The organism is Streptomyces sp. TAA040 (assembly GCF_000424845.1).
This window is the reverse complement of sequence record NZ_AUKR01000012.1, coordinates 1-22,137: the sequence shown is the minus strand read 5'-3', so window position 1 is coordinate 22,137 and position 22,137 is coordinate 1. Positions and strand designations below refer to the sequence as shown.

The following is a 22,137-nucleotide window of genomic DNA, read 5'->3' as shown; positions in this document are numbered from 1 at the left end:
CGCACACGTCCGCACGCCCCGGCCGAATCCGGCCGGGGCGTGCGGACGTGTGTCGCTGCTCAGGCTGCGAGCAGCTTGCGGACCCGGTCCGCACCCACCGCGAGCAGTAGGGTGGGCAGGCGCGGCCCGGTGTCCCGGCCGACGAGCAGGCGGTACAGCAGCGCGAAGAAGGTGCGCTGGGCCGTCTTCAGCTCGGGAGTCGGCCTGGCGTCAGGGGCGAGACCGGACTGCACCTTGGGCACGCCGTAGACGAGTGCCGTCAGGCCGTCCAGCGACCAGTGCTCGTCCAGACCGTCCAGCAGCAGCCGCAGTCCCTCACGCTGGGCGTCGTCCAGCGCACCGAGCAGCTCCGCGTCCGGCTCCTCCCGGACCCGGGTACGCTGCTCCGGCGGCACCTGGGTGCTGATCCAGCGCTCCGCCCGGTCCAGCCGCGGCCGGGTCTCGTCCAGGGAGGCGAGCGGCTGCTGCGGGTCGAGTTCGCTCAGGATGCGCAGGACCTGGTCCTCCGCGCCCTGGGCGACGTCGGCCACCGAGGCCAGTGTGCGGTAGGGCAGCGGGCGGGGGGTGCGCGGCAGTTCGGCGGTCGCGGTGCGCACCGAGCGGGCGTGCGCGGCCAGGTCGGCCGGCTGCGCGGCGCTCTCACCGATCCGGCGCTCCAGCGCGTCCCACTCGTCGTAGGTGCGCTGGATCTCCTGGTCGAAGGCGATCTTGAACGACTGGTTCGGGCGGCGGCGGGCGTACAGCCAGCGCAGCAGCGGCGCCTCCATGATCTCCAGCGCGTCGGCAGGGGTCGGCACCCCGCCCTTGGAGCTGGACATCTTCGCCATCCCGCTGATGCCGACGAAGGCGTACATCGGGCCGATCGGCTGGGTGCCGCCGAACACCTCCCGGACGATCCGGCCGCCGACGACGAAGGAGGAACCGGGCGAGGAGTGGTCCACGCCGGACGGCTCGAAGTCCACGCCCTCGTACGCCCAGCGCATCGGCCAGTCGACCTTCCACACCAGCTTGCCGCGGTCGAACTCGCCGAGCCGCACCGTCTCCCGGTGCCCGCACTCGCAGACGTAGGTCAACTCGGTGGTGTCCTCGTCATAGGCGGTGACCGTGGTGAGGTCCCGGCCGCAGGCACCGCAGTACGGCTTGTACGGGAAGTAGCCCGCGCCGCCGTCTCCGCCGTCGTCCTCGGCCGCCGCGCCGGAGCCCTCCGCCGCGGCAAGTTCGGCCTCGTCCACCGGCCGCTGCCCCTGCTTGCCGCCCTTGCCCGCGCCCTTGGCAGGGCCCTGCCCCTGCGCGCCGTCCTTGGCCTTCGTGCGGTAGCGGTCGAGCACCGCGTCGATGGACGCCCGCTCCCGCATCGCCAGCAAAATCTGTTCGCGGTAGGCGCCGGAGGTGTACATCGCCGTCTGGCTGACGCCGCGGAACTCCACGCCCAGCTCGGCCAGGGACCGCGTCATCGCGGCCTTGAAGTGCTCGGCCCAGTTCGGGTGCGGGCTGCCCGGCGGGGCCGGCACCGAGGTCAGCGGCTTCCCGATGTGCTCCGACCAGGACGGGTCGACGTCCGCCGGCACCTTGCGGAACCGGTCGTAGTCGTCCCAGGAGATGAGGTGCTCGCACTCCAGACCGCGCCGCCGGATCTCGTCCGCGACCAGGTGCGGGGTCATCACCTCACGCAGGTTGCCCAGATGGATCGGCCCCGACGGGCTGAGTCCGGACGCACAGACGATCGGTTTCCCGGGCGCGCGCCGCTCCGCTTCGGCGATGACGTCATCAGCGAAACGGGAGACCCAGTCGGTCTCCTCGGTGGTCTGCGCCACTTCCGGTACTTCCTTCGCGTCGGTGTCCGGGGGCCGCCGTCGGTCCGGGCCGCCCCGGACGGTCTGCGGCCTCTGTCCGCGCCCATTGTCCCATTCGGAAAACGGGGTGCGGCCCGTGGGATACTGAGCCGATCCCATGCCACTGCTACGGAACGGCTCAGCACCCATGGCCTCGGTCCCCTCCCTCGCCGCCACCGTCCACCAGCGCCTCTCGGACGCCCTCTCGGCCACCTCCCCGGAGGCCGCGGGCACCGATCCGCTGCTGCGGCGAAGCGACCGGGCCGACTTCCAGGCCAACGGGATGCTGGCGCTGGCCAAGAAGCTCAAGGGCAACCCGCGCGAGCTGGCCGCCCGGGTGGCGGAGCGACTGCCGGCCGACGAGCTCCTGGGCGACGTCCAGGTCTCCGGCCCCGGCTTCCTGAACGTCACCGTCGCGGACGGCGCCCTCATCCGCACCCTCGCGGCGCGGGCCGGGGACGAGCGCCTCGGCGTCCCGCTCACCGAGCAGCCCCGCACGGTGGTCATCGACTACTCGCAGCCGAACGTCGCGAAGGAGATGCACGTCGGCCACCTGCGCTCGACGGTCATCGGGGACGCGGTCGTCCACCTGCTGGAGCACCGCGGCGACACCGTGGTCCGCCGGCACCACATCGGCGACTGGGGCACCCAGTTCGGCATGCTCATCCAGTACCTGATCGAGCACCCGCACAAGCTGGACGACGCCTCCGACCGCACCGGCTCCGCCGGGGACGACGGCACCGAGGACGCCGGAGAGGCCGCGATGGCCCGCCTCAACCGGCTCTACAAGGCCTCGCGGACGCTCTTCGACTCCGACGAGGAGTTCAAGACCCGCGCCCGCGACCGGGTGGTGCAGCTCCAGTCCGGCGACGAGGAGACCTACGGGCTCTGGCAGCAGATCGTCCGGGAGTCGAAGACCTACTTCCACGCCGTCTACGACAAGCTGGACGTGGAGATCAGGGACGTCGACGTCGTCGGCGAGAGCGCCTACAACAACGAGCTCCAGCAGGTGGTCAAGGACCTGGAGTCCGCCGGGGTGGCGGTCCGCTCGGAGGGCGCGCTCTGCGTGTTCTTCGACGACGTCAAGGGCCCGGACGGCAACCCCGTCCCGCTGATCGTGCAGAAGTCCAACGGCGGTTTCGGCTACGCGGCCACCGACCTGGCGGCGATCCGCGACCGGGTCTCCGGACTCCACGCGGACAGCCTGCTGTACGTGGTGGACGCCCGCCAGGCGCTGCACTTCCGGATGGTGTTCGAGACCGCCCGGCGGGCCGGCTGGCTTCCCGAGGGCACCGCCCGGCAGTTGGCCTTCGGCACCGTGCTCGGCAAGGACGGCAAGCCGTTCAAGACCCGCGAGGGCACCTCGGTGCGCCTGGTCGACCTGCTCGACGAGGCCGTTCAGCGGGCGCACGCGGTGGTGAGCGAGAAGGCCAGGGACCTCAGCGAGGCGGAGATCGACGAGCGCGCCGCCCAGGTCGGCATCGGCGCGGTCAAGTACGCGGACCTGTCCACCTCGATGTCCCGCGACTACGTCTTCGACCTGGACCGCATGGTCTCGCTTGCCGGCGACACCAGCGTTTACCTCCAGTACGCGCACGCCCGCCTCCGGTCGATCCTGCGGCTGGCCGGTGACGCCGTCCCCACGCCGCATCCCGAGCTGCCGCTGGAGCCGGCCGAGCGCGCGCTCGGCTTGCACCTGGACGAGTTCGCCGAGGTGCTGGAACAGGCCGCCGACTCCTGCGAGCCGCACAAGCTCGCCGCCTACCTCTACAGCCTGGCCTCGCACACCACCGCCTTCTACGAGCACTGCCCGGTGCTGAAGGCGGGCGACCCGGCCACGGTCGAGAACCGCCTCTTCCTGTGCGAGCTGACGGCCCGCACGCTGCGGCAGGGCATGTCCCTGCTCGGCATCCGCACTCCCGACCGCCTCTGACGGCGGGCGCCGACCCTGGCTGCACCCCGTCGCCACCGGCATCAACACGCCGCAGGCGACGGGGTGTTCGCATATGCCTGCACCGGCGGGACCGCCCGGGGGTACCGTCTCAGCGTTCGTCGCAGGAACGCCGAGAGGATGCCCCGCATGCGCTTTCCGGTACCGACCCGCCGCACGGCCCTGCACGGGCTGGCCGCCGCGGCGGTGGTGATCGGCTTCGATCCGACGGCCCGTGCCTGGGCCACCGCTGAGGGCCGGCCCGCCGGTTCCGGGTTCGCCGCGACGCCCCCGCTGGACGGCACGCTGCTGACCGACGACGCCTCCCGCACCGCGGCCGCCGACGACTACGGCCACATCGTGCACCGCCGGCCCGCCGCGGTGCTGCGTCCCGGCTCGGTCGCCGACATCGTGGCCATGGTGCGCTTCTGCCGCCGTCACGGGATCGAGGTCGCCCCGCGCGGCGAGGGGCACGCCACCTACGGGCAGGGGCAGGTGTCCGGCGGCCTCGTCGTCGAGACCGGGCCGCTGGACGGCATCGGCCCGGTGCGCGGCCGCACGGTCGAGGTCGGCGCGGGCGCGAGATGGAGCGACGTCACCCGGGCCACGCTCGCAGCGGGGCTGACACCGCCGGTCTTCACCGACTACCTGGAGCTGTCGGTGGGCGGGACCCTGTCCGTCGGCGGGATCGGCGGACAGACCCACCGCCACGGTGCCCAGGTGGACACCGTCACCGAACTGCGGGTCGTCACCGGCGCCGGCGAACTGGTGCGCTGCTCGGCCACCCGGTGCCGCGACCTGTTCGACGCCGTACGGGCCGGGCTCGGCCAGTGCGCCCTCGTGGTCGGCGCGACGCTGCGGCTGGTCAGGGCACCGGAGACGGTACGGCACTACCTGCTGCCCTACACCGACCTCGGCACCTTCCTGGAGGACCAGCGGCGGCTGGCGGCCGAGCGCCGGTTCGACTACCTGGAGGGCCAGGTCGCCGCCGACGACTCCGGCGCCTACCGGACGTACCTGATCGAGGCCGTCGCCTACGGACCGCCCGCGGGGCCGGCGCCGGAGGACGCCGAACTGCTCGCCGGGCTGCGCTTCGAGCCGTCCGGCCCGACCGTCGAGGACCTCGGCTACTACGCCTTCATCGACCGGCTGGCCCCGGTCGTGGCACTGCAGAAGGAGACCGGGCTGTGGGACTGGGCGCACCCGTGGCTCAACCTGCTGCTGCCGGGTGACGAGGTGGAGCCGCTGGCCGCTGACCTGCTGGCCCGGCTGGCCCCGGAGGGCGTCGGTCCGGCCGGGGTGGTGCTGCTGTACCCGCTGAGCGGCGGCCGGCTGCGCACCCCGCTGCTGCGGATGCCGGACGACCCGGTGCCGTACCTGCTGGCGGTGCTGCGCACCTGCCCGCCCGAGGACACCGGGACGGTGGACCGGATGGTCGCCGCGAACCGGGCGGCGTACGAGACGGTGCGGGCCCGGGGCGGGACGCAGTACCCGGTGGGCTCGATCCCGTTCGACCGGTCCGACTGGCGGGACCACTTCGGGCGGCTCTGGCCGCGGCTGCGCGCCGCCCGACGCCGCTTCGACCCCGACGGACTGCTGACACCGGGCCAGCGCGTCTTCTGACGCACCCGTCGTCCCCGGCTCCGGCGGGGCCCAGGCACCCCGCCGGAGCCGGGACACGGGAGCCGCCGCGGCGGGACCGGCCGGGGGCCGGGGTCAGCGGCGCTCGCGGAGCAGCGTCGCCGCCTCGGTGGCCCAGTAGGTGAGGATCATGCTCGCGCCGGCCCGGCTGAAGCTCGTGAGCGTCTCCAGAATCGCCCGCTCCCGCTCGATCCACCCCTTCTCCGCGGCGGCCTCGACCATCGCGTACTCACCGGAGATCTGGTAGACGCCGACGGGCACGTCCACCCGCTCGGTGAAGGCGCGCAGGATGTCCAGGTACGGCAGCCCCGGCTTGACCATCACCATGTCGGCGCCCTCGGCGAGGTCGAGGGAGAGCTCGCGCAGCGCCTCCCGTGCGTTGGCGGGGTCCTGCTGGTAGGTGGTGCGGTCGCCCTTGAGCGAGGAGCCGACCGCCTCGCGGAACGGCCCGTAGAAGGCCGAGGCGTACTTCGCGGTGTAGGCGAACAGCGCGACGTCCTCGTGCCCGGCCGCGTCGAGCGCCGCGCGGACGTGCCCGACCTGGCCGTCCATCATGCCGCTCGGGCCGAGCACGTGCGCACCGGCCTCCGCCTGCACCCGCGCCATCTCGGCGTAACGTTCCAGCGTCGCGTCGTTGTCCACCCGGCCGAGAGCGTCCAGCACCCCGCAGTGGCCGTGGTCGGTGTACTCGTCCAGGCACAGGTCGGACATGAGGACGAGTGCGTCCCCGACCTCCGCGCGCACGTCCCGCAGCGCGACCTGGAGGATGCCGTCCGGGTCGGTGCCGCCGCTTCCGAAGGCGTCCTTCTCGACGGGCACCCCGAACAGCATCAGACCGCCGACCCCCGCCTCCGCGGCCTCCACCGCCGCCCGGCGCAGGGTGTCCCGGGTGTGCTGGACGACGCCCGGCATCGAGGAGATCGGCACCGGAGCGTCGATGCCCTCCCGGACGAACGCGGGCAGGATGAGGTCGGCCGGACGCGTACGGTGCTCGGCCACCATGCGCCGCATGGCCGCCGTGCCGCGCAGGCGCCGGGGCCGGGCCGCCGGGAAGCCGCCGTAGGTGCTCACGAGCGCGCCCTCCTGCGGGTCGGCCGCTTCTCGCTCGGCCGCTTCACGGTCTCGCCCGCCTCGACGGCCGCCGCCCGGCGCTCGGCGCCGAAGTCGGCCAGCGCGGCGGCGAGCTTGTGCACCGAAGGCTCCGGCGACATGACGTCCACCCGCAGGCCGTGCTCCTCCGCGGTCTTCGCGGTGGCCGGACCGATGCAGGCGATGACGGTGACATTGTGCGGCTTGCCCGCGATGCCGACCAGGTTGCGGACCGTGCTGGAGGAGGTGAAGAGGACCGCGTCGAAGCCGCCGCCCTTGATCATATCCCGGGTGGCGGCCGGCGGCGGCGAGGCCCGCACCGTACGGTACGCCGTGACGTCGTCCACCTCCCAGCCCAGCTCGATCAGCCCGGCCACCAGGGTCTCGGTGGCGATGTCGGCCCGCGGCAGGAACACCCGGTCGATCGGGTCGAAGACCGGGTCGTACGGCGGCCAGTCCTCCAGCAGCCCGGCCGCCGACTGCTCGCCGCTGGGCACCAGGTCGGGCTTCACGCCGAACTCGACCAGCGCGCCCGCGGTCTGCTCGCCGACCGCCGCGACCTTGATCCCGGCGAACGCGCGGGCGTCCAGCCCGTACTCCTCGAACTTCTCCCGGACCGCCTTGACCGCGTTCACCGAGGTGAAGGCGATCCACTCGTAGCGGCCGGTGACCAGACCCTTGACCGCCCGCTCCATCTGCTGCGGGGTGCGCGGCGGCTCCACCGCGATGGTCGGCACCTCGGCCGGCACTGCGCCGTAGGAGCGCAACTGGTCGGAGAGGGAGGCCGCCTGCTCCCGGGTGCGGGGCACCAGCACGTTCCAGCCGAACAGCGGCTTGGACTCGAACCAGGCGAGCCGCTCGCGATGGGCGGGCGCGCTGCGCTCGCCGACCACGGCTATCACCGGCTGGCTGCCGTCGGCCGAGGGCAGCACCTTGGCCTGCCTGAGCGTCTGGGCCAGCGTACCCAGCGTGGCCGTCCAGGACCGCTGCCGCGTCGTGGTGCCCGCGACGGTGACCGTCAGCGGGGTGTCCGGCTTCCGGCCGGCCGCCACCAGCTCGGAGACAGTGGCGGTCACCGTCTCCAGCGTGGTGGAGATGACGACGGTGGCGTCGCTGGCGCCGATCTCCGTCCAGCAGCGCTCGTCCGCGGTGGCCGCGTCCACGAACCGGACGTCCGTGCCGTGCGCGTCGCGCAGCGGCACTCCGGCGTATGCCGGAACCCCGACGGCGGTCGCGACGCCCGGCACCACCTCGAAGGTGATGCCGGCCGCAGCGCAGTCGAGCATCTCGTTCGCGGCGTCAGCGTCGAGCCCCGGGTCGCCGGTGACCGCACGGACCACCCGCTTGCCGCTGCGCGCGGCCGCCATGACAAGATCTGCTGCACCGGCGACTGTGGCCGAAGTCTCCTCGTCCACAGCCTGCAGGGGTGTGTCCACGCCTGCCCGTGCGTGGGCCCGCACAACGGCGTGGACCTGGGGATCAGCGACCAGTACATCGGCCTGCGTCAGCGCCTCGACGGCGCGAAGTGTCAGCAGTCCCGGATCACCGGGCCCGGCGCCGAGGAAGGTGACGTGACCGTGCGCGCCGTACAGGTGAAGCTTCGCGGCCGGCACGCCGGCCGAAGCTTCGACGGCGCTCGTGCTGTGGGCGGTGGTGGGGCTCAAAGTGCTCGCTCCCCCATCAGACCGGCTGCTCCCTTGGCGAGCATCGCATCGGCGAGTTCACGACCCATTCTCTCGGAATACGTCATCACCTCGTCGACGGAGGCCGGCGTGGGACCGGTGGCGGACAGTTGCACCAGCGTGGAACCGTCGGTGGTACCGACGACTCCGCGCAGGCGCATCTCGGTGACAACCTGCCCGTCGACGAGCATGTCGGCCAGCGCACCCACGGGTGCGCTGCAACCGGCCTCCAAGGCGGCGAGCAGGGTTCGCTCGGCATGCACGGCGGCCCGGGTGAACGGGTCGTCGAGCTGCGCGAGCCGGGCGGCGAGCAGCGTGTCGGTGCCGACACACTCCACAGCCAGTGCCCCCTGGCCGGGGGCGGGCAGGACTGCGTCCGGGGCGATGAGCTCGGTGGCCTCGCCGATCCGTCCGATGCGGGTGAGTCCGGCGGCGGCGAGCACCACGGCGTCAAGCTCTCCCGAGCGCACGTACCCGATTCGGGTGCCGACATTCCCCCGGATCGGCACCGTCTCCACCTGCCGGCCCAGCGCCCGCGCCCAGGCGTTGAGCTGCGCCATCCGGCGCGGCGAACCGGTGCCGATGCGGATCGGCCGCCCCTCGCCCCCGGAACCGGACCGCGGCGCGGCGGCCGACGGCTCGTTACCTGGTGCGGGCCGGTCCGGCAGGGCCGGAGCCTGCGCGACCAGCTGCTCGAAGCCGAGCCCGTCCCGGGCGACGAGAGCGTCCCGGGGGTCCTCGCGGCGCGGCACGGCGGCCAGCGCGAGTTCGGCGGGCTGCGCGGTGGGCAGATCCTTCAGCGAGTGCACCGCGAAGTCGATTTCCCCGTTCAGGAGCGCCTCGCGCAGCGCGGAGACGAAGACCCCGGTGCCGCCGATCTGGGCGAGTTGCTCCTTGGAGACGTCCCCGTACGTGGTGATCTCCACCAGCTCGACGGGCCGCCCGGTCGTCTGCCGTACCTGCTCGGCCACCTGCCCGGACTGCGCCATGGCGAGCTTACTGCGGCGGGTGCCCAGCCTGAGTGGGCCTTCAATCGCGCTCATTGCCGCTCCTGTTCGGCTTGCTGACAGCGGCGACCGTCGACGGATCGAGGTCGAAGAGTTCCCGCAGCGCGTCGGCGTAGCCGGCGCCTCCGGGTTCCCCGGCGAGCTGCTTCACCCGCACGGTGGGGGCGTGCAGCAGCTTGTCCACGACACGCCGCACGGTCTGGGTGATCTCGGCGCGCTCCCGCTCGCCGAGATCCGGCAGCCGGCCGTCCAGCCGGGCCATCTCACCGGCGACCACGTCGGCGGCCATGGTGCGCAGGGCGACCACCGTCGGGGTGATCCGGGCGGCGCGCTGGGCGGCACCGAAGGCGGCGACCTCGTCGCCGACGATGCCCCGCACCGCGTCGACGTCCGCGGCCATCGGGGCGTCCGCGGCGACGTCGGCGAGGGACTCGATGTCTACCAGCCGGGCGCGGTCGAGTCGGTGCGCGGTGGCGTCCACGTCCCGCGGCATGGCCAGATCCAGCAGCGCCAGCGGCCGCTCCCGGCCGTCCGTCGCCGCCTCCAGCGCCGCCGCGGACAGCACCAGACCGGTCGCTCCGGTGCACGAGACCACGATGTCCGCGTCGACGAGCTCCGCGTCGACGCCGGTGATCGCCGCCACCCGGGCGCACAGGCCGGGGCCCGTCTGCTCGGTGAGCGACTCGGCCAGGCGGCGGGCACGTTCCGACGTCCTGTTGGCGATCACCAGTTCGGTGACACCGGCACGGGCCAGTGTCGCCGCCGCCAGCGAGGACATCGAGCCGGCGCCGATCACCAGCGCCCGCTTGCCCTCGGCCCAGGCGGCGACCTCGGCGCCCTCCGCGAGTTGTTCGAGTCCGAAGGTGACCAGGGACTGGCCGGCCTTGTCGATCCCGGTCTCGCTGTGCGCTCGCTTACCGACCCGGAGCGCCTGCTGGAACAGGTCGTTCAGCAGCCGCCCGGCGGTGTGCTGCTCCTGCGCGACGGCGAGCGCGTCCTTGATCTGGCCGAGGATCTGGCCCTCGCCGACCACCATCGAGTCCAGCCCGCAGGCCACCGAGAACAGGTGGTGGACGGCGCGGTCCTCGTAGTGCACGTAGAGGTGCGCGGTCAGCTCCTCCAGCCCGACGCCGCTGTGGTGCGACAGCAGGGTGGAGAGTTCGGCGACCCCGGCGTGGAACTTGTCCACGTCGGCGTACAGCTCGATCCGGTTGCAGGTGGACAGCACCGCCGCCTCGGTGGCGGGCTCGGCCCCGAGCACGTCCTGGAGCAGCTTGCCGCGCAGCGCGGGGGCGAGTGCCGCCCGCTCCAGCACGCTGACCGGTGCGCTGCGGTGGCTCAGTCCGACGACGAGGAGACTCATGCCGGCATCACCGCGGGGATGTCGCCGTCAGGGCCGGAGTCCCGGCCCGAGTCAGCGCCCGTGGCCGACGCGGAGTCCGCGTACGGGGCGGAGCCGGGGCCGGGCTCCGCGTCCGGGGCGCGGCGCTTGGTCACCGTGGCGGCGGGCGGCGCGGCGGGAGGCGCGGTGTCCTCCTCCGGCGCGTCCTCCCCGGCCTTGCGCTGCTCGTGGAAGGCCAGGATCTGGAGTTCTATGGACAGGTCGACCTTGCGCACGTCCACCCCGTCAGGGACGGCGAGCACGGTCGGCGCGAAGTTCAGGATCGAGGTCACCCCGGCGGTCACCAGCCGGTCACACACCTGCTGCGCGGAGCCGGCCGGGGTCGCGATGACCCCGATGGACACCCCGTGGGTGCTGATGATCTGCTCCAGTTCGTCGCTGTGCTGCACGTCGATCCCGGCCACCGGCTTCCCGGCCATCGCGGGGTCCGCGTCGATCAGCGCCGCGACCCGGAACCCCCGGGAGGCGAATCCGCCGTAGTTGGCGAGGGCGGCGCCGAGGTTGCCGATACCGACGATGACGACCGGCCAGTCCTGGGTGAGGCCCAGTTCACGGGAGATCTGGTAGACGAGGTACTCCACGTCGTAGCCGACCCCGCGGGTGCCGTAGGAGCCCAGGTAGGAGAAGTCCTTGCGCAGCTTGGCCGAGTTGACCCCGGCCGCAGCGGCCAGCTCCTCCGAGGAGACCGTGGGCACCGAGCGCTCGGAGAGCGCCGTGAGGGCCCGCAGATACAGCGGAAGCCGGGCGACGGTGGCATCGGGGATCCCCCGACTACGGGTCGCCGGTCGATGAGTTCGGCCAGTTGCCACGGTGCTCCTGCCGTTTACGCGAGAAGATGGGCTACCGCGCGTGCCCCGCACACCGGAAACGCCCCAGCGGTCCCAGGCTATGCCTTTGTGAACGCGTGCACAAAGACGGTGCCCGATTTGTCCGGGGGAAGTGACCGGCGCCACAGGCGGCGATGCGGACACGCGGCCACACTCCTCACGAATATGCCCCCGACTGGCAAAACGACCTCGATGGTAGTCGAGTACCGGTCAACCTCCCAGCGCTGCGCGCAGCCGCTCCGGGTCCACCCGCCAGAAGTCGTGCTGGGCACCGTCGACCAGCACCACCGGAATCTGCTCCCAGTAGGCGCGGTGGAGCTCCGCGTCCTGCTCGATGTCCTTCTCCTCCCAGGCCGCACCCGTCTCCGCGCAGACCCGGACGATCACCTCGCGGGCGTCGTCGCACAGGTGGCAGCCGGGTTTGCCGATCAGCGTCACCGTTCTCATGACCTCACAGCCCTCGCAGTCCTCGCGTCCTCGGACAGCCATTGTCCCGCGCTTTGGGGCCCGGCCATCCTCCGGTAACGGCGCATCCGACCGGGGTGACTATGCTCGCACCATGGGCTCACTGGCTTGGCTCACCCCGCGTAGACGCGCCACCACCGCCCGCAGCGTGCTGGCCGGCGAGGCCGCCGCGGAGGCGGCGCGGAAGGGCGAGCAGCACCGGGATGCGGACGTCGCGGCACCGGAGTTCCCCGTCAGCGGGGACCTCAGGGCCGCAGCCTTCTTCGACCTGGACAACACCGTGATGCAGGGGGCGGCCCTGTTCCACTTCGGCCGCGGCCTGTACAAGCGGAACTTCTTCCACAAGCGCGAACTCGCCCGGTTCGCCTGGCAGCAGCTGTACTTCCGGATCGCCGGATCGGAGAATCCCGAGCACATGGCGGACGTCCGCACCAGCGCACTCTCCATCGTCGAGGGGCACCGGGTCTGCGAACTGACCGCGATCGGCGAGGAGATCTACGACGAGTACCTCGCCGACCGGATCTGGCCCGGCACCCGGGCCCTCGCGGAGGCCCATCTGGAGGCCGGGCAGAAGGTCTGGCTGGTGACGGCGGCGCCGGTCGAGACCGCGACGATCATCGCGCGCCGGCTCGGGCTGACCGGCGCGCTGGGCACCGTCGCCGAGTCGGTGGACGGCGTCTACACCGGGCGGCTCGTCGGTGAACCGCTGCACGGACCGGCCAAGGCCGAGGCGGTGCGGGCACTGGCCGTAGCGGAGGAGCTCGACCTGGAGCGCTGCGCGGCGTACAGCGACTCCGCCAACGACATCCCGATGCTCTCGCTCGTCGGATATCCGTATGCGATCAATCCTGACAGCCGGCTGCACGCGCATGCCCGCCGGAACGGCTGGCGGCTGCGCGACTACCGCACCGGGCGCAAGGCGGCCAAGGTCGGCATCCCGGCCGCGGCGGGAGTCGGCGCCGTGGTCGGCGGCGCCGCGGCCGCCGTGGCACTCCAGCGCCGCCGGCGCTGAGCCCTTGCGGCTCCCCCCGCACGCGTCCCACCTGCAACGCAGCCCCGCCGTACGCGCACCGCGACCGGCGCCGCGCCTGAGCCCGGGGGCGTCGCCGGAGCCCCCGGCGCCCACCGCGGCCACCCGATGCCCCGGCGCGCCACGCGGCGGGGCATCGGCGTTCCCTACCCCGGCCGAGCGGCGGCCAGTCCCCGCATAGCAGATCAACCACAACTCGCATCGGAACCGACCGGAAGACGTGTCGAAACGATCAATTCGCGGCATGCGTTCGAGTTGCTTTCGACCAGCAAATCGCAAGAGAACAAACCGAAACGGCGATTTCGACAACTGGGCGTAGCGCGGCCTATACGAAGCGTTATTCTCCTCAGACGCATTCGGGCACGCATACGTCCCACCACCGGACGGTCGGACGGTCGGTCCCGGACTGCACGTGATGAAAGCTCTGCCTCTGGGAGTCCCGTGTACCCACACGTCGGGGTTGACGCCTCGGGCCTGGCTACGCTGCGCACGACGGTCGTCGACCACCTGTGCGCGCTCGTCCACGTCCCCACCGTGAACGCCATCCCGGCTTTCGCCGCGCCCACACCCGTAGGCCCTGCCTACGCCCTGGCCGACGGAGCCACCAGCGCCGCGACCACCCCGGCCGTCGGCAGGCGAACCCGTGCCGGCTCGGCCGGCACCTCAACCGCCCGTCGGCCGGCCGCCGACAGCGACAGCCGCAGAATGATGGACCTCGTCGAACGCGCGCAGAACGGCGAGAGCGAAGCGTTCGCACGGCTCTACGACCAGTACTCCGACACCGTCTACCGCTACATCTACTACCGGGTCGGCGGCCGGGCCACCGCCGAGGACCTGACCAGCGAGACCTTTCTGCGCGCCCTGCGCAGAATCGGCACCTTCACCTGGCAGGGCCGCGACTTCGGCGCCTGGCTGGTCACCATCGCCCGGAACCTGGTCGCCGACCACTTCAAGTCAAGCCGGTTCCGGCTGGAAGTCACCACCGGGGAGATGCTCGACGCCAACGAGGTCGCGCGCAGCCCGGAGGACTCGGTGCTCGAACACCTCTCCAACGCCGCACTGCTGGAGGCGGTGCGCAAGCTCAACCCGCAGCAGCAGGAGTGCGTGACCCTCCGGTTCCTGCACGGCCTCTCGGTGGCCGAGACCGCCCGCATCATGGGCAAGAACGAAGGCGCCATCAAGACCCTCCAGTACCGGGCCGTGCGTACGCTGGCGAGGCTGCTGCCGGATGACGCCCGGTAGGGACCGCCGCCCTCGTGGCCACGGGTCCCGACCAGGGCGCCGTGCGGCAGCCGTCCCGCGGACGGCACCGGGCCGCCCGCGTCACCCGCCAGCCCGACGGGCGCACGCGCCCCCGACCGAGACCCGCAGGACGCACCACCGCACACACCGCGGCACCCCGCCCGAGGGAACCGGGCACACCGGACACCACCACCGGACCCCTCGACCGGGCGGACCGGCCGACCATCGAAAAACACCCCCGGTGCCCGGGTGCGGACCCGGGGTCACGCCGCGCACCCGTTCGGCAGTCACATCATCGCCAGTCCGTAACCCGAGTGCGCTGCCGATCGTTGAGGTCTTTGCAGACTCCCAGCGGACTCTGCCGGCTCGCTCACCGGATCATTCGACCGGGTGGGCGGATCGGCTCCGCGCAACCTTGCCAAGAAGGCCGGGGGTCACCCGTGCTGACGAGAGGAGGTGCCGCCCGTGATCGGATCCGTGTCGACGAACCGGCGAGCCAATGCCTTCGCCCAGGCCCTGGAAGAGCGCGACACCGAGGGCCCTGCTGTCCGGACCGAGGACACCGCCATCGGCGGTTCCGGTGGTTCGGTCGGATCGGACGAGCCGGCGGACGAGAACGGGCAGGCACTGATGCTCGCGCTCGCCGACGGCCTGGGCGGACTGCCCAAGCCGGAGCTGGCCGAGGAGGTGAAGGCCGTCCAGCGGGCGCAGCTCGTGGCCGCGATGGAGACGCAGTTCGCGTCGGGTGCCGCCCAGGTGCCCGAGCAGCGCTCCACCGGCAGGGGCGCCCACCGCGCGACCCCGCTCGGACCGCTGGGCAGACTCCGGCCGCGGTCCAGACTGAGCAAGGGCCTGGCCGCGGGCGGACTCACGGTGGGGGTGGCGGCCGGGGCCTTCGGCGGCGTCGCTGCAGCCAGCACCGAAGCCCTCCCGGGGGACACCCTCTACGGCCTCAAGCGGGGCATGGAGGACCTCAAGCTCGATCTGGCGGGAACGGACTCCGACCGGGGGGTGGTCCATCTCGACCACGCCTCGAACCGGATGAACGAGGCCCGCCGGCTGATGGAACGCGGCCGCTCGGGACCCCTGGACCACGAGTCGCTGACCGAGGTGCGCAAGTCCCTCGACTCCATGTGGAGCAACGCCGCCGAGGGCCGCAGGCTGCTCAGCAGGGCCCACGAACGCGACGGCAGCATGGGTCCCCTCCAGTCCCTGGCCGCCTTCACCGAGTCGCACCGCACGGGCTGGGGGCAGCTCCGCGAGCAACTGCCGGTGCAGTTGGCCGACCTCGGCGAGCAGGTCAACTCGGTCTTCGAGGCCATGGAGCAGGACGTCGTCCCCCTCGACGCACTGCTCCCTGACGACCGCAGGCCCGCAGGGCAGCCGGGCGGGAGCCCCTCGGGGGACGCGCCCGGCACACCGGAGCAGGGCGGCGAACCGGCCGCTCCCTCCACCGGCACCGACCCCTCGGAGTCCGGCACCACCGGCTCCGGCGAGGAGACGGGGACCTCCCCCGGCCCCGACCGCTCGCAAGAGGAGGAGGAGGAGGAGGGCCTGCTCGGCGGCGGGGGCCTGCTGGACCCGCCAGGAGGTGAGGAGAGCCCCGGCTCCGGCAGCAGGGACACCGAGGAGAAGGAGCCGCGGCTCCCCTCCCCGGACATCACCATCCCGCCGCTGCTCCCCGGCGGGCTGCCGGGCCTCGGCCTGGAGACGGAGGACAAGGGCTGACGGCCCGTCCCCCGCCCCGCGCTGAGGGCCGGCCGGCAGTGGTCGTCAAACCACTGCCGGCCGGCCCTCAGCCCGCTCCGCCCCCGCCCGGCGCGATCCGCCCGGCGGCGGGCGCGAGGCGCTGCCGGAGCGCGCGGGGCGCAGGCGTCAGAAGAAGACCGAGCGGCGCTGTACCAGCAACTTGTACAGGGTGTGCTGGATCGTCTCGCGCACCTGGTCGGTCAGGTTGAACATCAGCATCGGGTCGTCCGCCGCCTCCGGCTCGTAGCCGTCGGTCGGGATCGGCTCTCCGAACTGGATCGTCCACTTCGTCGGCAGCGGCACCGCGCCGAGCGGCCCGAGCCAGGGGAAGGTCGGCGTCAGCGGGAAGTACGGGAAGCCGAACAGCCGGGCGAGCGTACGGGCGTTCCCCACCATCGGGTAGATCTCCTCCGCCCCGACGATGGAGCACGGCACGATCGGCACCCGGGCGCGCAGCGCGGTGGAGACGAAACCGCCCCGGCCGAAGCGCTGGAGCTTGTACCGCTCGGAGAACGGCTTCCCGATGCCCTTGAAGCCCTCCGGCATCACCCCGACGATCTCGCCGCGCTCCAGCAGCCGCTGCGCGTCGTCCGCACAGGCGAGCGTGTGGCCGGCCTTCCGCGCGAGTTCGTTCACGACCGGCAGCATGAAGACCAGGTCGGCCGCGAGCAGACGAAGGCGCCGCTCCGCCGGATGCCGGTCGTGCACGGCGACCTGGAGCATCAGCCCGTCCCAGGGCACCGTGCCGGAGTGGTTGGCCACCACCAGGGCGCCGCCGTCGGCCGGGAGGTTCTCGATCCCCCGCACCTCGACCCGGAAGTACCTCTCGTACATCGGCCGGATCATCGACATCAGGACCTGGTCGGTGAGCTCGGCGTCGTAGCCGAAGTCGTCGACCGCGTAGTCGCCGGTGAGCCTGCGGCGGACGAAGGAGAGGCCCTCGGCCGCCTTGCGGTCCCAGCTGCTCCCCAGCACCCGCTCCAGGAGTCCCGCGGATCGCTCCGTGCCCGGCGGCACCGCCCCCTGCCGCGGCCCGTCATCCCGCGCATCGCCACCGGGCTCCCGCGACCCGCCGTCGGTATGCTCGGGCACCGGAGCCAGCGGCGCGGCGCCCGTACGACGGCGGCCGGTACGCGCCCGGGACGCGTCCGGGCGGGCGGCGCGCCCCGCCCCGCTGGCCCCGCGGGACCGGTCGTCGTCGAAGGGGATGACCTTGGCGTCAGCCATGGCGGACAGCCTCCTGAATCCGGTCGACGGCGCGGGCCAGGCTCTCCGGCGGCAACAGCCCCGGACCCTGGCAGCGGGCGAAACCACTGAACGCGCCGACGGTGCTGTGCTTCGGGGTGAAGCCCAGCACCTCGCGCATCCGGGACGTCTCCACCACCCGTCCGTGGGTGAGCAACCGGATCTGTTCCGGCGAGAAGTCGGTCACCCCCACCGTACGCAGGGCGGTGCCGGCCCAGCGGATCGCCGGCAGCAGCATCGGCACCGTGGGGCGCCCCAGCCGTCGTGCGCACTGGGAGAGCAGCAGCACTCCCGTGCCCGCGATGTTGAACGTGCCGGCGGTCAGGCTGCCGCGGCGCGGCGCGCCCGCAGCGAGCGTCAGGACGTCCACAACGTCGTCCTCGTGCACGAACTGGAGCCGGGGGTCGTAGCCGAACACGGTCGGCAGCACCGGCAGCCGGAAGTACTCGGCGAGCGGCGAGTCCGCCCCTGGTCCGAGGATGTTCGCGAACCGCAGCACGGTGACGGCGACATCGGGGCGCCGCCGGGCGAAGCCGCGGACGTAGCCCTCGACCTCGACCGCATCCTTGGCGAACCCGCCGCTGGGCAGCGCCTTCGGCACGGTCGACTCGACGAAGACCGCCGGATCGCGCGGCGCCGAACCGTAGACGTTGGTGCTGGACTTGACCACCAGCCGCTGGACCGAGGGCGCCTTCTGGCAGGCCCCGAGCACCTGCATGGTGCCGATGACGTTGGTCTCCTTCACCGGCGTGCGGCCGCTCCGCGGCGCCAGCGGAGCGCCGTTCACGTCCATGTGCAGCACGGTGTCGACCCCGTTCTCGGCGATCACCCTGCCGATGGCCGGGTCCCGGATGTCGGCGCGGAGGAACGAGGCGCCACCGAGGTCGTGCTGGGGCGCGACCGCGTCCACCGCGATCACGCGTTCCACGTCCGGCTCGCGCTGGAGCCGGCGGGCCAGGCGTCCGCCGAGCTGCCGGGCGGCTCCGGTGACGAGTACGACTCTGCTCAAGGCCCCTCCCTCACCGTTGCGTCCGCGACCGCGGGCCGGTTTCACGGCCACCGTATCGGCTGCCCATGCCGATGTCGTCGTCCCCCGGTGTCCTGCGGTCCCCGCGCCGCACCACGCCGGGTGCGCGGACGCGGCGGGAGAAACACCTCGGCCCTCCCCCGGAGAACCGGGGGAGGGCCGAGGAAGAAAGGTCCTAGGACCGGTGCGCCACGCGTTCGCTCACTTCTTGTTGCGACGCTGCACACGTGTCCGCTTCAGCAGCTTGCGGTGCTTCTTCTTCGCCATCCGCTTGCGCCGCTTCTTGATAACAGAGCCCACGACTACCCTCGCTCACTTCGATTCACTCGGTGCGGGGCGTCCGAGCCCACACTACCTACGTCGGCCAAGCCTACCCGGCACCGAGTGCTGCTCGTTACGAAGGTGGGGTTCGGACCGCCGTCAGGCGCTCTCCACCCCCACGTAGGACTGTTCGAGGTACTCGTGCACGGCGTTCTCGGGGACCCGGAAGGACCTGCCCACCCGGATCGCCGGCAGATGACCGCTGTGCACCAACCGGTACACGGTCATCTTGGATACACGCATCACCGCGGCGACTTCCGCCACGGTCAAGAAGTTGACCTCGCTGAGAGGCTTCTCACCAACAGCCATGTCACACCTGACCTTCCGCACATGTCGGGCACCGGCTTCCCCTCCGGTGACTCCAGCTCGCATGCGCGCTCCTCCCCAGATTAGGGGCGGGTGATGCAAGTGGGGAAGAGGAGTAGCGATCGGTCTCCTACTGTGACAGACATGCCTGATTGAGTACATAGCGCGTGAGCGGTCGGTAGCACTCGGACCGCACAGCGTCATCGAGCGGAACAGCGACCACGACCTGCCCCTCCGCCTCTCCCACGAAGACCGCCGGGTCGTCGGCATCCGCCGGCCCCATCGCCTCGAAACCGAGCTGACCTGCGCCGCAGAGCCAGCCGTGATCACCGATCACCAGTGCGGGGAGCGGTCCGCCGCACGCGGCCGCGGCACCGAGCGCGACCCGCACCGGGAGCGGGGAATGAGTGTGTGCGCCCGGCGCACCGGCACCTTCCCGTGCGCCTGCTTCGTGGACCAATGCGACGCCCCGTACGTAGGAGAGCCCGTACGCACGTACGCCGAATCGCGTCGTCATGTCGACACGTTCCCCGTCCCCAGGGGTCAGGACGGGGCACCCGGCCGACCTCAGCCCGGCGGCCAACCCGGCGTAGAACTCCAGGAGTCCACCGGGGTGACCGGTACCCAGCAGCACAGGGCCGCGCGCGGCCGCCGCCCGTCCGAGCCGGGCGGCGAACCGGTCCAGGGCCCGGATCGTCCGGTCCGGGTCGATGGTGACGGGACCGTTGACCGCGGTCGCGGCCGGCTCTCCGCAGGCCTCCGCCAGCAGCGCCAGCAGCGCGGCCGGCGACCAGTCCCGAGCGGGCTCCAGGCCCAGCAACGCCCGTGGGTCCCCCGCGGCGAACTGGCGGCACCTGCGGAGCACCTTCTCCCGGTCCCCGGACACCCGGCCGGCCACTCCGGTGGAGAGCAGGTGCGCGCGGAGTTCCGGCGCGGTCAACGGTTTCGGCATCCTCCGCCATGATGGCCGCCGCACCCGAAAACGGCACGGCGAACGCCCGGAGGCCACCCCTCGCACAGAGTTCCGCGCCGTCCCGGTGCCCGCACCGGCCCCGGATCCCCGCCGGGCGACGCACCCGCTCTCAGGGCAGCAGGCCGTGGAAGGGGAAGACGGCCCGGCGGGTTGCCAGCACCGCCTGGTCCAGGGCGTCCGCCGGGTCGTAGCCGGAGTCCTGCCATGCCCGCCACTCCGGCTCCCTGCCGTCGGTCATCCGGCGGGGCCCCTGAATGCCGGTGCGCGCATACACCTGCTGCCGCCACTCGGCCGGGGTGTCCTCGGCAGGCGGCATCGGCACACCCGCCGCGATCGCCACCAGATGCGTCCAGCTCCGCGGCACCACGTCCACCACCGCGTATCCGCCGCCGCCCAACGCCAGCCATCGGCCGTCGGCGTAGTCGTGGGCCCAGTCGTGCAGCGCCGACGCCGCGGCCCGCTGGGCGTCGACCGTGACGGCGAGGTGGGCGAGCGGATCCTCGATGTGGGTGTCCGCGCCGTGCTGGGTGACGAGGACGGTCGGCCGGAAGTCCGCCAGCAGTTCGGGCACCACGGCGTGCAGCGCGCGCAGCCAGCCGCCGTCCGCCGTGCCGGGCGGCAGCGCGACGTTCACCGCGGACCCCTCGGCCCCCCGGGCGCCGCATTCCTCGGGCCACCCGGTGCCCGGGAACAGCACCCGCGGGTGCTCGTGGAGCGAGACGGTCAGCACCCGGGGATCGTCCCAGAAGGCGGCCTGCACCCCGTCGCCGTGGTGGACGTCCACGTCCACGTAGGCCACCCGCTCGGCGCCCAGTTCCAGGAGTCGCGCGATCGCGAGCGCGGCGTCGTTGTAGACGCAGAAGCCGGCCGCGGCGCCCGGCATCGCGTGATGCAGACCGCCCGCGAAGTTCACCGCGTGCCGGGCCTCTCCCCGCCACAACGCCTCCGCGCCGCCCACGGACTGGCCGGCGATGAGGGACGACACCTCGTGCATCCCCGCGAAGGCCGGGTCGTCATCGGTGCCCAGACCGTACGAGCCGTTCGCCAGCGAGGGGTCCGCCGAGACCCGCTTGACGGCGTCGATGTAGTCCGCGCGGTGCACCAGCCCCAGTGTCGCCTCGCCCGCCGCGCGCGCGCCCGCGACGGTCAGCTTCCGGTCGAGGCCGAAGGACTCGACGAGCCTCATGGTGAGGTCCAGCCTCACCGGATCCATCGGATGCTCCGCGCCGAAGTCGTACCCGAGGACGGCCTCGTCCCACATCAGTTGCGCACTGCAGCTCATACCGGCCACCGTATCCGCCGGTCACCGCGACCGGTCAGGCCAGCAGCGCAATGAGCTCGCTCATACGCGTGAAGACGCTTTTCGCTCCGGTGAGTTGCTCCGCCGGAGTCATCGCGGCGAAGGCGTGGACGTCCATGCCCGCGGCCACCCCGGCCCGCACCCCCAGCGGGCTGTCCTCGACCACGGCGCAACGCTCCGGAACAACCCCCATGCTCCGGGCCGCGTGCTGGAACAGGTCCGGAGCCGGCTTGCCACGGCCCACGTCCTCCGCCGAGAAGATCCGCGCCTCGCCGAAGAAGTCGTACAGCCCGGTCTTCCGCAGCGCGACCCTGATGCGTGCGTGGGTGCCCGAGGAGGCGAGGCAATACGGCACGCCCGCGTCGGCACAGACCGTGAGTACCTCGGCGACGCCCGGGACGGGTTCCAACTCGCGGCGGAACGCCTCGAAGGTGCGGGCGTGCAGGGTGCTGTCGAAGTCGTCCGGCAGCAGCTTCCCCGTCCGCTCCCGGACGAGGTCGTGCACCCGGTGCACGGCCGAGCCCTTGTAGTCGTCCAGCGAGTCCTGGTAACTCGTGGGGTGCCCCAGCTCGGTGAGGTAGGCCGCGAGAACGCGGTTCGCTATCGGCTCACTGTCCACCAGGACACCGTCGTTGTCGAATATCACCAGGTCGTAGCGCATCGGTCCAGCTTACGGCCGCCCCTCGGGGCGGCCCCGAGGTTGTGGCGGGTCGGGTGCGGAGAACGGGGGTGCGGGCGGAGGTAGTGGAAAAAAGGGGGGCCGGGGAAACGAGAAAGAGCCCTGCCGGATGACCCGGCAGGGCTCTTCACTCAAGAATTGTTCGGCGGCGTCCTACTCTCCCACACACTCCCGCATGCAGTACCATCGGCGCTGAAAGGCTTAGCTTCCGGGTTCGGAATGTGACCGGGCGTTTCCCTCACGCTATAACCACCGAAACACAATGAAACACACACCACCCGCACACACACCCCACCCACCCGAAAACGGGGAATGACATGTGTATGGGGTCTGGTTGCTGTCTCAGAACCAACACAGTGGACGCGAGCACCTACGGACAAGCCCTCGGCC

At 72.3% G+C, this 22,137-nt stretch carries 19 protein-coding genes and 1 rRNA gene; 5 read left to right on the top strand and 15 right to left on the bottom strand.

The features are described from left to right. Positions 1–59: 59 nt before the first annotated feature. Positions 60–1,814: a lysine--tRNA ligase gene (gene lysS, locus H300_RS0112115; RefSeq protein ID WP_028427634.1), complete on the bottom strand. Its 1,755-nt coding sequence runs from the start codon at positions 1,812–1,814 to the stop codon at positions 60–62. Positions 1,815–1,980: 166 nt separating this feature from the next. Between lysS and argS the strand changes: the two genes are divergently transcribed. Together argS and H300_RS0112105 are read left to right on the top strand one after the other, a co-directional pair. Then, positions 1,981–3,765 carry an arginine--tRNA ligase gene (gene argS, locus H300_RS0112110; RefSeq protein WP_028427633.1) on the top strand — a complete coding sequence of 595 codons (1,785 nt, stop codon included), beginning with the start codon at positions 1,981–1,983 and terminating at the stop codon, positions 3,763–3,765. Between the two features lie 147 nt (positions 3,766–3,912). Continuing rightward, positions 3,913–5,385: an FAD-binding protein gene (locus tag H300_RS0112105; protein WP_028427632.1), complete on the top strand. Its 1,473-nt coding sequence runs from the start codon at positions 3,913–3,915 to the stop codon at positions 5,383–5,385. Positions 5,386–5,478: 93 nt separating this feature from the next. Here the strand turns inward: H300_RS0112105 and hemB are convergent, their stop codons facing one another. From hemB to H300_RS0112075, 6 genes are all read right to left on the bottom strand, one after another. After that, the gene (hemB, locus tag H300_RS0112100; RefSeq protein WP_028427631.1) at positions 5,479–6,474 is read right to left on the bottom strand and encodes a porphobilinogen synthase; all 996 of its coding nucleotides are present in this window, start codon (positions 6,472–6,474) and stop codon (positions 5,479–5,481) included. Then, on the bottom strand, positions 6,471–8,105 hold the full coding sequence (locus H300_RS0112095; RefSeq protein ID WP_028427630.1) for a bifunctional uroporphyrinogen-III C-methyltransferase/uroporphyrinogen-III synthase: 1,635 nt from the start codon (positions 8,103–8,105) through the stop codon (positions 6,471–6,473). Before H300_RS0112095 ends, hemB begins: the two co-directional genes overlap by 4 nt. 47 nt (positions 8,106–8,152) lie before the next feature. Continuing rightward, positions 8,153–9,217 (bottom strand): hydroxymethylbilane synthase, encoded by a 1,065-nt coding sequence (locus H300_RS0112090; protein ID WP_028427629.1) that lies wholly within the window; start codon positions 9,215–9,217, stop codon positions 8,153–8,155. After that, a complete protein-coding gene (locus H300_RS0112085; protein ID WP_028427628.1) occupies positions 9,204–10,544 on the bottom strand; it encodes a glutamyl-tRNA reductase in 1,341 nt (446 codons plus the stop codon). Before H300_RS0112085 ends, H300_RS0112090 begins: the two co-directional genes overlap by 14 nt. Next, positions 10,541–11,392, bottom strand: coding sequence for a redox-sensing transcriptional repressor Rex (locus tag H300_RS0112080; protein ID WP_028427627.1), 852 nt, complete (start codon positions 11,390–11,392; stop codon positions 10,541–10,543). Before H300_RS0112080 ends, H300_RS0112085 begins: the two co-directional genes overlap by 4 nt. A gap of 228 nt (positions 11,393–11,620) precedes the next feature. Then, a complete protein-coding gene (locus H300_RS0112075; RefSeq protein ID WP_028427626.1) occupies positions 11,621–11,857 on the bottom strand; it encodes a glutaredoxin family protein in 237 nt (78 codons plus the stop codon). A 112-nt stretch (positions 11,858–11,969) separates the two neighbouring features. Here H300_RS0112075 and H300_RS0112070 point away from each other — a divergent pair, with 112 nt between their 5' ends. From H300_RS0112070 to H300_RS0112060, 3 genes are all read left to right on the top strand, one after another. Next, positions 11,970–12,887, top strand: a complete 918-nt coding sequence (locus H300_RS0112070) for an HAD-IB family hydrolase (protein ID WP_028427625.1) — start codon at positions 11,970–11,972, stop codon at positions 12,885–12,887. Between the two features lie 459 nt (positions 12,888–13,346). Further along, the gene (locus H300_RS0112065) at positions 13,347–14,147 is read left to right on the top strand and encodes an ECF subfamily RNA polymerase sigma factor, BldN family (protein WP_028427624.1); all 801 of its coding nucleotides are present in this window, start codon (positions 13,347–13,349) and stop codon (positions 14,145–14,147) included. A 465-nt stretch (positions 14,148–14,612) separates the two neighbouring features. Further along, entirely contained in the window at positions 14,613–15,875 is a 1,263-nt protein-coding gene (locus H300_RS0112060; protein WP_028427623.1) for a DUF5667 domain-containing protein, read from the top strand. A gap of 147 nt (positions 15,876–16,022) precedes the next feature. Here the strand turns inward: H300_RS0112060 and H300_RS0112055 are convergent, their stop codons facing one another. From H300_RS0112055 to rrf, 8 genes are all read right to left on the bottom strand, one after another. After that, positions 16,023–17,123, bottom strand: a complete 1,101-nt coding sequence (locus H300_RS0112055) for a lysophospholipid acyltransferase family protein (RefSeq protein WP_028427622.1) — start codon at positions 17,121–17,123, stop codon at positions 16,023–16,025. After that, entirely contained in the window at positions 17,116–18,150 is a 1,035-nt protein-coding gene (locus tag H300_RS0112050) for an NAD-dependent epimerase/dehydratase family protein (RefSeq protein WP_028427621.1), read from the bottom strand. Before H300_RS0112050 ends, H300_RS0112055 begins: the two co-directional genes overlap by 8 nt. Positions 18,151–18,369: 219 nt before the next feature. Next, the gene (locus tag H300_RS30130) at positions 18,370–18,468 is read right to left on the bottom strand and encodes a 30S ribosomal protein bS22 (RefSeq protein ID WP_003948845.1); all 99 of its coding nucleotides are present in this window, start codon (positions 18,466–18,468) and stop codon (positions 18,370–18,372) included. Between the two features lie 120 nt (positions 18,469–18,588). Continuing rightward, on the bottom strand, positions 18,589–18,798 hold the full coding sequence (locus H300_RS0112045) for a helix-turn-helix domain-containing protein (protein ID WP_028427620.1): 210 nt from the start codon (positions 18,796–18,798) through the stop codon (positions 18,589–18,591). 127 nt (positions 18,799–18,925) lie between these two features. After that, positions 18,926–19,747 (bottom strand): phosphatase, encoded by an 822-nt coding sequence (locus tag H300_RS0112040; protein WP_037980138.1) that lies wholly within the window; start codon positions 19,745–19,747, stop codon positions 18,926–18,928. Between the two features lie 130 nt (positions 19,748–19,877). After that, positions 19,878–21,050 carry an acetoin utilization protein AcuC gene (locus H300_RS0112035; protein ID WP_028427618.1) on the bottom strand — a complete coding sequence of 391 codons (1,173 nt, stop codon included), beginning with the start codon at positions 21,048–21,050 and terminating at the stop codon, positions 19,878–19,880. A 34-nt stretch (positions 21,051–21,084) separates the two neighbouring features. Further along, positions 21,085–21,729, bottom strand: coding sequence for an HAD family hydrolase (locus tag H300_RS0112030; protein WP_028427617.1), 645 nt, complete (start codon positions 21,727–21,729; stop codon positions 21,085–21,087). A gap of 158 nt (positions 21,730–21,887) precedes the next feature. Further along, positions 21,888–22,004, bottom strand: a 5S ribosomal RNA gene (gene rrf, locus H300_RS0112025). Positions 22,005–22,137 lie beyond the last annotated feature (133 nt).

What these genes read in the sequence shown, in the direction of transcription:
- argS (WP_028427633.1), top strand. Translation starts at nt 1,981, where the DNA reads ATGGCCTCGGTCCCCTCCCTCGCCGCCACCGTCCACCAGCGCCTCTCG.
- H300_RS0112105 (WP_028427632.1), top strand. Translation starts at nt 3,913, where the DNA reads ATGCGCTTTCCGGTACCGACCCGCCGCACGGCCCTGCACGGGCTGGCC.
- H300_RS0112090 (WP_028427629.1), bottom strand. Translation starts at nt 9,217, where the DNA reads ATGAGCGCGATTGAAGGCCCACTCAGGCTGGGCACCCGCCGCAGTAAG.
- H300_RS0112085 (WP_028427628.1), bottom strand. Translation starts at nt 10,544, where the DNA reads ATGAGTCTCCTCGTCGTCGGACTGAGCCACCGCAGCGCACCGGTCAGC.
- H300_RS0112075 (WP_028427626.1), bottom strand. Translation starts at nt 11,857, where the DNA reads ATGAGAACGGTGACGCTGATCGGCAAACCCGGCTGCCACCTGTGCGAC.
- H300_RS0112070 (WP_028427625.1), top strand. Translation starts at nt 11,970, where the DNA reads ATGGGCTCACTGGCTTGGCTCACCCCGCGTAGACGCGCCACCACCGCC.
- H300_RS0112055 (WP_028427622.1), bottom strand. Translation starts at nt 17,123, where the DNA reads ATGGCTGACGCCAAGGTCATCCCCTTCGACGACGACCGGTCCCGCGGG.
- H300_RS0112045 (WP_028427620.1), bottom strand. Translation starts at nt 18,798, where the DNA reads ATGGCTGTTGGTGAGAAGCCTCTCAGCGAGGTCAACTTCTTGACCGTG.
- H300_RS0112040 (WP_037980138.1), bottom strand. Translation starts at nt 19,747, where the DNA reads ATGCCGAAACCGTTGACCGCGCCGGAACTCCGCGCGCACCTGCTCTCC.
- H300_RS0112035 (WP_028427618.1), bottom strand. Translation starts at nt 21,050, where the DNA reads ATGAGCTGCAGTGCGCAACTGATGTGGGACGAGGCCGTCCTCGGGTAC.
- H300_RS0112030 (WP_028427617.1), bottom strand. Translation starts at nt 21,729, where the DNA reads ATGCGCTACGACCTGGTGATATTCGACAACGACGGTGTCCTGGTGGAC.